This window comes from Bacteroidota bacterium, from assembly GCA_016722375.1.
GTDB lineage: Bacteria > Bacteroidota > Bacteroidia > Chitinophagales > LD1 > Bog-950.
In genome coordinates this window covers 234,131-245,128 of sequence record JADKJG010000008.1, presented here as the reverse complement: position 1 = coordinate 245,128, position 10,998 = coordinate 234,131, and the positions used below count along the sequence as shown (strand labels likewise).

Here is a 10,998-nt window from a genome sequence, read left to right as displayed (position 1 = left end):
GAGTTAGTGAAAAGAAATTCGGAGGGAGCTATGAAATAGAAAATGAAGGCAACTTTTGGGGTGTTACGGAAACTAGACCCTACATGCGATTACTCAGTATGAAGGCAGAATGGTTGATAGCCCAAGGGAAAAGACACAATGCTATGGAGTTGTATGAAAAACTATTGCGACTGCATCCCGATGATGCTATAGGTGCCCGTTTACCACTCCAGGTGCTCTATCTTGAATTCAAGGAGTACGATAAATTTATTGAACTTCAGGAGCGATTCTCTGACGGGTTTTCAGTGCATCATCATTACAACTACGCGCTCTATTTGTATATGGTCCAGGCAGGGGAAGATGAACTGGATGAAGCGATGGATGAGGCTATCGAGTTCAATCCGTATGTTCTTCCATATCTACAGGGCAAAAAGAAAATAAAAGATCAGTATCTTACCCGGTATAATCCAAAAGACGAAAGCGGTGCCACGGTATATTGTGTAGATGCTTTATACCTATGGCATCAGCAATACGGTATTCAAAAATGGCTAAAGAAATTTAGCTGAGATAAAAGGGCATCATAAATTATTTAGAGCAAAACACGAGCAGGACTCATTATCAAACGGCGTGTAAATACCTGAGACACATGGTTAAACTTGGTGCACGAGAAAAAGTAGATAAAATGATCGAGGCATTCAGGAAAAAATATGCCAATCGGCGGGCATTAATAGAGGAACTCAGAAGAGTTTAGATATACCTTTCCGACGGTAAGATAGCCCCCTCCATTTTGCGAGTTGAGTACAAAAAAAAAGCCTCTCCGATTACTCGAAGAGGCTTTTAAAAAATAAGGAGGCGACTACCTACTCTCCCGGAGGTTTAATCCAGTACCATCAGCGTGGAGGGGCTTAACTTCTCTGTTCGGAATGGGAAGAGGTGATCCCCCTCGCTATAGTCACCCTTATCATAAGGGTTTAGTATTTTGATATGAAGTAGATAGTATTTAGATGGATTACCATCTTAACCGTCCGACCGGTATTAAGTTTAAAACTTAATACTAGCTACTTGATACATTTACTAAATCCAATAAATTAACATATTGGTGTTAATGAAGATAATTGATTCAATTCCAGATTCTGCACTATCCTTTTAAGGGGATGAGAGAACTAAAAAAAATTAGAAAGTAAACGGGCAATTAGTATCACTCGGCTTTGATGTTACCACCTTTACACCTGTGACCTATCAACGTAGTAATCTTCTACGACCCTTAAAAGAAATCTCATCTTGAGGTTGGCTTCGCACTTAGATGCTTTCAGTGCTTATCCCTTCCGAACATAGCTACCCTGCAATGCAGCTGGCGCCACAACAGATACACCAGAGGTTCGTCCGACACGGTCCTCTCGTACTAGAGTCAGCTCCTCTCAAATTTCTAACGCCCGCAACAGATAGGGACCGAACTGTCTTGCGACGTTCTGAACCCAGCTCGCGTGCCACTTTAATGAGCGAACAGCTCAACCCTTGGGACCTTCTCCAGCCCCAGGATGTGACGAGCCGACATCGAGGTGCCAAACCTCCCCGTCGATGTGAGCTCTTGGGGGAGATCAGCCTGTTATCCCCAGCGTACCTTTTATCCTATGAGCGATGGCCCTTCCATGCGGAACCACCGGATCACTTTGACCGACTTTCGTCCCTGCTCGACTTGTTTGTCTTACAGTCAAGCACGTTTGTGCCAATGCACTCTACGTACGGTTACTAAGCGTACTGAGGGTACCTTTGGAAGCCTCCGTTACATTTTGGGAGGCGACCACCCCAGTCAAACTACCCACCAAACATTGTCCTCCTTTTCCGGAGTTAGAATCTAATCAAAGGAAGGGTGGTATTTCAAGGTTGACTCCACGAGAGCTGGCGCTCCCGCTTCAAAGTCTCCCACCTATCCTACACATCATTTAATCAAATTCAGTGTTAAGTTGTAGTGAAGGTGCATGGGGTCTTTCCGTCCCGTTGCGGGTAATCGGCATCTTCACCGATACTTCAATTTCACCGGGCTCGCGGTTGAGACAGTGCCCAGATCGTTACTCCATTCGTGCAGGTCGGAACTTACCCGACAAGGAATTTCGCTACCTTAGGACCGTTATAGTTACGGCCGCCGTTTACTGGGGCTTCAGTCGGTAGCTTCGCATTGCTGCTGACCACCTTCCTTAACCTTCCAGCACCGGGCAGGAGTCAGACCCTATACTTCATCTTTCGATTTAGCAGAGTCCTGTGTTTTTGTTAAACAGTCGCCTGGGCCATTTCACTGCGCCCCACCGAAGTGGGGGTCCTTTCTCCCGAAGTTACAGGACTATTTTGCCGAATTCCTTAGCCGCGGCTCACCCGAGCGCCTTAGAATATTCTTCTCGTCTATCTGTGTCGATTTCCGGTACGGATTGCTTTAACCTAGCCTTAGAGGTTTTTCTTGGAAGTCTGATTAGGTGTACTATCACGTCCCCCGAAGGTTCTGTGTACTGTCATGTTTCAGCATCAACTGCGGATTTTCCTGCAATCGATATACCTACGCACTTTAACGAACTATTCCGTCAGTTCGCGGCACTTTCACTACTCCGTCACCCCATCGAAATTTAAGCAAGTAACTGAATATTAACTAGTTTTCCATCGGAGGTCGCCTTTCGGCTGGTCCTTAGGATCCGACTAACCCTGATCTGATTAACATTGATCAGGAACCCTTAGGTTTATGGCGAATAGGTTTTTCACCTATTTTATCGTTACTTATTCCTACATTTTCTTTTCCAGAAGCTCCAGCATGCCTTACGATCAATCTTCGCTGCCGCTGGAATGCTCCCCTACCAGTCTTTCGATGCCATATCTTCGGTACTATATTTGACACCCGGTTATTCTTCCGCGCCCGATCACTCGACTAGTGAGCTGTTACGCACTCTTTAAATGATTGCTGCTTCCAAGCAAACATCCTAGCTGTTATAGCAATCGGACATCGTTTGTGTGACTTAATATAGATTTTGGGACCTTAGACGATGGTCTGGGTTGTTTCCCTCTCGGCAACGGACCTTATCACCCACTGCCTCACTGCTGGATAAATTATATAGCATTCGGAGTTCGTCAGGGTTTGGTAGGCGGTGAAGCCCCCTAGCCCAATCGGTAGCTCTACCTCTATATAAATAATTCCAACGCTGCTCCTAAAAGCATTTCGGGGAGTACGAGCTATCTCCCAGTTTGATTAGCCTTTCACCCCTACCCACAAGTCATCCGGAAGCTTTTCAACGCTTATCAGTTCGGACCTCCATGACGTGTTACCGTCACTTCATCCTGCTCATGGGTAGATCACAAGGTTTCGCGTCTGCCGCCACTGACTATCGCCCTATTCAGACTTGCTTTCGCTACGGCTTCGACCGTTAAAGATTAACCTTGCCAGTGACGAGCAACTCGTAGGATCATTATGCAAAAGGCACGTCATCACACCACGAAGGTGCTCTGACCGCTTGTAAGCATACGGTTTCAGGTTCTATTTCACTCCGCTGTTCGCGGTTCTTTTCACCTTTCCTTCACAGTACTAGTGCGCTATCGGTGTTTGAGGAGTATTTAGCCTTACCAGATGGTGCTGGCAGATTCCCACAAGGCGTCTCCGACCTCGCGGTACTCAGGATACTACTACGTATAAGATTCTTGCGATTACGGGACTATCACCCTCTATGGTGCAACTTTCCAGATGCTTCTTCTGTTAATCTTAATTCGATATTGTAGTCCTACAACCCCAGAAAGGCAAGCCTTTCTGGTTTGGGCTTTTTCCTTTTCGCTCGCCACTACTCAGGAAATCACTAAATTGTTTTCTCTTCCTGGGGGTACTTAGATGTTTCAGTTCTCCCGGTTAGCGTTCTTCTTGCGAAGAACAATACCACTTCATGGTATTAGGTTGCCCTATTCGGAAATCTTGGGATCAAAGTGTATGTGCCACTCCCCGAAGCTTATCGCAGCTTATCACGTCCTTCATCGCCTCTCAAACCCAAGGCATCCACCGTATGCTCTTAGTAACTTTCAAATTTTCATATAATTTTTGCCCATTCCGGCTTTTGCTCCGGAATAGATGAAATTGAATTTTTTTCTTCATTAACTTACCAATATGTCAAAGAACTTTTTTCAGCAGCCAATAGTTTTTGGGAGGATAATCCTACTGGCCAACGTTGTGAATCATTGAATGATTGATTAACTTTGATTTGCTTCAATTTATTTAAAGAACGATCAATTCATTTAGAAGAACTTATTTTTTGTGGAGGATATCGGAGTCGAACCGATTACCTCCTGCTTGCAAGGCAGGCGCTCTAGCCAAATGAGCTAATCCCCCATTTGTCAGTAGGCGTTTACGCGCAGTTGGTTGTACCACTTCGCTTTCGCTGATAATGTAGTCCCGCGCAGATTCGAACTGCGGACCTCTACATTATCAGTGTAGCGCTCTAACCAACTGAGCTACGAGACTAAGTGGCATTTCAAGAGTTTTAATCGAGCAAAATTTTTGAAATAATGGTAGAAACATAGAGCAGAACAGGAAAATGCTCTAAAAAGGAGATATTCCAGCCGCACCTTCCGATACGGCTACCTTGTTACGACTTAGCCCCAGTTACTGGTTTTACCTTGGACAACTCCTTGCGGTTATCGTCTTAAGGTACACCCAACTTCCATGGCTTGACGGGCGGTGTGTGCAAGGTCCGGGAACGTATTCACCGCAGCGTTGCTGATCTGCGATTACTAGCGATTCCAGCTTCATGAAGTCGAGTTGCAGACTTCAATCCGAACTGAGACGGGGTTTTTGGGATTCGCTCCACTGTCGCCAGTTGGCTGCTCTTTGTCCCTACCATTGTAGCACGTGTGTAGCCCTAGGCATAAAGGCCATGATGATTTGACGTCATCCCCTCCTTCCTCTCTGTTTACACAGGCAGTCTCTTTAGAGTCCCCGACATTACTCGCTGGCAACTAAAGATAGGGGTTGCGCTCGTTGCGGGACTTAACCCAACACCTCACGGCACGAGCTGACGACAACCATGCAGCACCTTGTAATCTGTGTATTGCTACAAAAACCCCTTTCAGGATCGGTCAAACTACATTCTAGCCTAGGTAAGGTTCCTCGCGTATCATCGAATTAAACCACATGCTCCACCGCTTGTGCGGACCCCCGCCAATTCCTTTGAGTTTCATCCTTGCGGACGTACTTCCCAGGTGGTAAACTTAACGCTTTCGCTTGGACACTAACAGTATATCGCTAATGTCGAGTTTACATCGTTTAGGGCGTGGACTACCAGGGTATCTAATCCTGTTTGATCCCCACGCTTTCGTGCCTCAGTGTCAATACACGCCTAGTGAACTGCCTTCGCAATCGGTGTTCTATTACATATCTAAGCATTTCACCGCTACATGTAATATTCCATCCACCTCGACGTGATTCAAGCTAAGCAGTATCAATGGCAGTTCCGGAGTTGAGCTCCGGCATTTCACCACTGACTTACAAAGCCACCTACGCACCCTTTAAACCCAGTGAATCCGGATAACGCTTGCACCCTCCGTATTACCGCGGCTGCTGGCACGGAGTTAGCCGGTGCTTATTCCTCTGGTACCTTCAAGGCGGGATGAATCCCACTTTTTATTCCCAGAGAAAAGAAGTTTACAACCCAGAGGGCCTTAATCCTTCACGCGGGATGGCTGGATCAGAGTTGCCTCCATTGTCCAATATTCCCTACTGCTGCCTCCCGTAGGAGTCGGGCCCGTGTCTCAGTGCCCGTGTGGCTGATCGTCCTCTCAGACCAGCTACCGATCGTCGGCTTGGTGAGCCGTTACCTCACCAACTAGCTAATCAGACGCACACTCATCTTATACCACCGGAGTTTTAATATTAAAAAGATGCCTTTTCAATATGTTATGGGGAATTATTCTCAGTTTCCCGAGGGTATGCCCCAGTATAAGGCAGATTGTGTACGTGTTACGCACCCGTGCGCCACTCGTCAGCAGGTATTGCTACCCCTGTTACCGTTCGACTTGCATGTATTAGGCCTCCCGCTAGCGTTCATCCTGAGCCAGGATCAAACTCTCCGTTGTAAAAGAGTTAGATCCCTTTTCAATATGTATTTTAATAATTCAAAAGAAAAGGAAAATTAATGTTGAAGCATCATTTTACCTGTTCATATTTTCTATGTTTCTATCCAATATTTCAAAGAACTTTTGCTATCCCAATATCTTTCGATACCGGTTTAACACTTGCGATTTATTCTCTTTTTTCAAGAGCGAAAAATCAATGTTTCGAAGAACGATTTTGAAACGGGGCGCAAATATATGTTTTTCGCTTTCGCATTTCCAAATCTGTAGCTATTTATTTTCAGAAAATATTTTTCTGTTGCTACGTTCAAGGCGACAAATCCCTGTATCCGCTTTGGCGGACATTAGTTTCTTAACCCTAATGTTTGTTATGTAGTCGCTGTCCCAGCGGCTTAGCTTTTTAAGGTGGCTGCTCTGTGAGCGCTCTTCAATACCTTGAGCTTATTTATGTACTACGATGGACTCCGATAAATCGGTGTGCTTTGTGTATGATGAAAGCGTAATCACTACGCTTTTTTGTCTTTTTTGAATCCCTCAGCTTCGATTTAAAGAACGTTGTTTTTTCTAAGGGAGCGCAAATATAAAGCGGCTTTCGGGTTTTGCAAACAATACTGCATTTATTTTTAGAAAATATTTCTGTGCCGGTGGATATATAGGTAGTCTCACAGTGTAATTGACGTATTATTGAACTCACCAAAAAACAAAAACTATGCAACTTAACTTTCCCATTCTTGCCGCTTCGGCACTCATCCCTCTTGCATTAGGTTTTATATGGTATAACCCCAAAGTATTCGGAAAAGCCTGGATGAAATCTGCCGGCATGACCGACGACACGATGAAGGGCGCCAATATGATTCTGATTTTTGCGCTTACATACGTCTTTAGCTTTTTCCTCGCTATGGGTGTCAATTTCATGGTGATTCACCAATGGCATTTGTTTTCTATGGTGATGAACGACCCCGGCATGAGCGACCCGAACTCTGCTGTCCATACTATGCTTAAAGACATGATGGCAAAATATGGAAATGACTTTCGCAGCTACAGACACGGAGCTTTGCACGGCTTTATAGGAGGGGTGGAGTTTTCCCTGCCTATCATTGGTATCAATGCCTTGTTTGAAAGAAAGAGTTTTAAGTACGTTGCTATCAATGTGGGCTTTTGGGTGGTCTGCATTACTATAATGGGTGCTTTGATTTGTCATTTTCGTTGATTGTTTTCCGTTACTAAAGTAGTCGGACTGTTTTTCATAGACCCGCCGCTCTTTTCTTCTCTCATTTCTATAAGAACGCCTACTGTTTTAATCCAACGCCTAAAAGTGTTGGTTAAAACAGAAGGCGTTTTGCTTTAATTATAGATGGTGTTTGGATTCAATCGCGGGATAAATTGCTTTTGCTTCAATAATTCGAGTTTTTAACGCAAAAGCTCGAATTATAGCTTTAATAACTTGAATTATTGCTCCTATAACTTGAGTTTTTAGAGAGAAAACTCAAGTTATAGCTCCAAAAACAACTATTTTTAGTACATAAACTCGAGTTATTGATCCGATAACTGGAGTTTCTAGAGCAAAAACTCGAGTTTCTAATCCAAAAACTCGGATTTTCTTGCGTGAACCAGTTAAGTCTTTAAATCAATGGATTGTAAAAGATAAAATCTGTTGCAAACTCGAGATTTTTATTTGAAATATGAAGCGGTTACTATTTGGAACAAATATTTAACATCGTTCGACAAGCCCAATCTGCTCTCTGAAAAATTTTACTTTTAAGCCTCAAACCCACTCGCTATGCTTCAAACTTTCCGCGTATCTATTAAGGCTCAGCTCTTGGTCTTGGTTTGTTTCTTCGCCCTGAACCCCGCAAAAGCGCAATGGGTGCAGATACCGGATGCCCAGTTTGCGACTATTTTAGCGCAAGCATTTCCCGGTAGTGTCGTAGGTGGTATGATGGACACAACTTCTCCCGCCGTTCTGAACGCAAAGAGTTTACACTGCGGGTTCGCCGATATAAGCACATTAGAAGGCGTGCAATATCTTGACAGTTTAGAATATCTAAATTGTACTGGTGTAGGGGGGCTCAATATTAATAGTATTCCTGCATTGCCGCCAAGACTTATCGAATTAGTATGTTCAGGAAATCCTCTGAAGACCCTACCTCCTTTACCTAAAACCTTGGCTCATTTATCCTGCCTACACAGTTCTCTGGATAGCCTCCCAGATCTACCAGCTTCTTTGATAAATCTGGATTGCAGTGATAACCTCTTAATAAGCCTGCCTGTACTTCCTGATTCGTTGAAAACGTTATTCTGTGATGATAACTTTCTTAATCAGCTACCTTCTATTCCCTTAAGTGTGCAACAACTCTGGTGTTCTAATAACCAGCTAACTAGCCTTCCCCCGCTGATTGGAGTTTATGATTTAGCGTGTCGGTCTAATTCTCTGATTTCATTATCTTCTCTACCACAAACTATGGGCTATCTGGACTTATATGATAACCCCAATCTTTTATGCTTGCCGCCTTTCAAATTTATAGCTTATAGTATGAGTATTGGGAACACGGGGATTAAATGTTTACCAAATAAAATTGGACATATAAGTTCTATACCATGGCTTGACGCGTTTCCAGTATGCAATTTATTTAATACCGACGGATGCGAGGTAGGATGGAATATTCGAGGTAGTATTTATACGGATGATAATGCCGATTGTGTACAACAATCCAATGAACAGAAGCCGTATCCATTGAAGGTTAATTTATATCAGTCGGGCGTACTGTCGCAGTCGGGCTACTTTCACGGGGGCAACTATTCTTTTGATACAGATTTATCAAGCTACACGGTTGAGATAGATACCGCTGCTTCTATCTTTCATTTGGAAGTTACCTGTCCACTTTCAAATAGTAGAACGGTTAACGTTACGGCACTTGATTCTTTAAAGTACGGAATTGATTTCGGACTAAAATGTAAGCCGGGTTTTGATGTAGGTGTTTGGAATATTCTCGGCAACAGATTTCGCCCATCATGGAATGAACAGATAAATATTAAAGCCGGAGATTTGGCAAATAACTATGGCGTGTATTGTGCCGGTGGTGTCAGCGGTAGTGTCAGTGTTTCGTTTACTGGTCCGGCCAAATATATTTCACCTGCCAGCGGAGCATTAACACCAAACAGTGTTGTTGGGAATACGCTGACTTATAATATTGCTGATTTCGGTGCGGTGAATGCTGCGAAGGATTTCAATATCATTGTTCAAACGTATACTACAGCACAAGCAGGTCAACAGGTGTGCTTTACAGTAAATGTTACTCCAACCGCTGGCGATAATAATCCAAGCAACAATGTATTGACCCAATGCTTTACCGTTCGCACTGCTTTTGACCCGAATGACAAAACAGTTTCTCCTGCGGGGATTATTGATGCCACGAATGATTGGCTGACTTATACCATCCGCTTTCAAAACACGGGCAACGATACGGCGATTCATGTGTATATAGAAGATACGCTCGATACCAACCTCGATATGGCTTCGTTTGATTTGCTGGCTTTCAGCCATCCGAACGTGACGCAGGTGTTGCCGGGCGGTGTGGTGAAGTTCAACTTTCCCAACATCTACCTGCCCGACAGCATTGTGAACGAGCCGCTGAGTCATGGCTATGTGCAATATCGGGTGAAGCCAAAGAGCGGTCTTCCTTCTGCTACACACATCACCAACACGGCCTTTATCTATTTTGATTTCAACGCCCCGGAGGTGACCAACACGGTCGAAAATCTATTCTGCATTCCTGACACCACCAACCTGTTGGGTTACGTATGTCCCGGAGGTGAAGGCTATTTGTTTAATGATACCTTGAGATTTGATACAGGCAATTACAGTGCTTCGCTTATCGGGGATGATGGTTGTGATTCGTTGGTGAACTTGGATTTAACGATGCTCAATGCGTTCCCCTTAATCAATGTTTACGATACGGTCTGTGCCGGCAAGCCCTATTTATTTAAAGATACGGTGATCTACATGCCCGGAGTATATTTCAGAACCTTTCAATCGGTGCATGGTTGCGATTCTGTAGTCAATCTGTATTTGGCGCTTCGCCCTACTAAATCAGTCAGTGCTAATCTCAGCATTTGTTTTGGAGAATCGGTTCTGTTCCATGATACTTTGAGGAGTGTTTCGGGCAGTTACTCGGCTTTATATACAGCGAGCAATGGTTGCGATTCTACTTATGTTCTGAATCTGACTATAAAACCCAAAGCCTATTCCACCTCGTCTGTTTCTATCTGCAAGGGCAAAAGCTACCGGTTCAAAGGACAGGACTTAACTGAACCGGGTACCTATAACGACACTCTGACAACCGGGAATTGCGATTCAACTATCACCATCTATCTGACCGTAGATAGCAATGATGTTTTCATCCATCAGGTTTCAGGAGATACACTGCTTGCCGGAGGTCAAGGCAGCATTACATGGATGGATTGCACGAATAATCAAATTGTGGCAAATCAAACGGATAGTATTTTTACAAGCCCAATCTTTGGCAGGTACGCAGCCATATTTACAAAGAACGATTGTATGGATACCACAGAATGTATGACTGTAGGCTATACCGCGCTTCCTTCATCCGGTGTTTCGGCTTTGAATGTTTATCCTAATCCGAATACCGGTCAGGTTACAATAGAATTGGGAGAGATATTACCTACTGTTGAAGTAACAATCACAAACGTTTTAGGTCAAGAGGTTAGCCACTCCGTGCATCATAATTTATCTGCTATCCACCTTCCAATTAAGGGTGCAAGTGGGGTGTATTTTCTGACGGTGAGATCAGGCGATGAAACGAATGTGGTGAGAATCGTGAAGAAGTGATCTTTACCTCTCTTTAACTTCTTTTCAAACCCTATCCGCAACAAATTCTACATCTTCGCGTTTACAATACATGTCTGCGA

3 protein-coding genes, 2 tRNA genes and 3 rRNA genes are annotated in these 10,998 nt (G+C 44.1%); 3 read left to right on the top strand and 5 right to left on the bottom strand.

What is annotated here, in order from left to right; all coding sequences use genetic code 11:
• The first annotated feature begins 83 nt into the window (after positions 1-83).
• Complete coding sequence (locus tag IPP77_13275) at positions 84-545, top strand: hypothetical protein (GenBank protein ID MBL0310596.1); 462 nt, start codon at positions 84-86, stop codon at positions 543-545.
• A gap of 281 nt (positions 546-826) precedes the next feature.
• Here the strand turns inward: IPP77_13275 and rrf are convergent.
• The 5 genes from rrf to IPP77_13250 all read right to left on the bottom strand — a co-directional run bounded on the left by rrf (position 827) and on the right by IPP77_13250 (position 6,072).
• Positions 827-939: ribosomal RNA gene (gene rrf, locus IPP77_13270) — 5S ribosomal RNA — on the bottom strand.
• A 212-nt stretch (positions 940-1,151) separates the two neighbouring features.
• Positions 1,152-4,027 (bottom strand): 23S ribosomal RNA (locus tag IPP77_13265).
• A 229-nt stretch (positions 4,028-4,256) separates the two neighbouring features.
• A tRNA-Ala gene (locus tag IPP77_13260) sits at positions 4,257-4,330 on the bottom strand.
• Positions 4,331-4,388: 58 nt separating this feature from the next.
• A tRNA-Ile gene (locus tag IPP77_13255) sits at positions 4,389-4,462 on the bottom strand.
• 82 nt (positions 4,463-4,544) lie between these two features.
• Positions 4,545-6,072, bottom strand: a 16S ribosomal RNA gene (locus IPP77_13250).
• Together the 16S, 23S and 5S rRNA genes with 2 tRNA genes alongside form the textbook arrangement of a ribosomal RNA operon.
• A gap of 706 nt (positions 6,073-6,778) precedes the next feature.
• Here IPP77_13250 and IPP77_13245 point away from each other — a divergent pair.
• Together IPP77_13245 and IPP77_13240 are read left to right on the top strand one after the other, a co-directional pair.
• Positions 6,779-7,279 (top strand): DUF1761 domain-containing protein, encoded by a 501-nt coding sequence (locus IPP77_13245; GenBank protein ID MBL0310595.1) that lies wholly within the window; start codon positions 6,779-6,781, stop codon positions 7,277-7,279.
• A gap of 570 nt (positions 7,280-7,849) precedes the next feature.
• Positions 7,850-10,918, top strand: a complete 3,069-nt coding sequence (locus IPP77_13240; protein MBL0310594.1) for a T9SS type A sorting domain-containing protein — start codon at positions 7,850-7,852, stop codon at positions 10,916-10,918.
• The last annotated feature ends 80 nt before the right edge of the window (positions 10,919-10,998 follow it).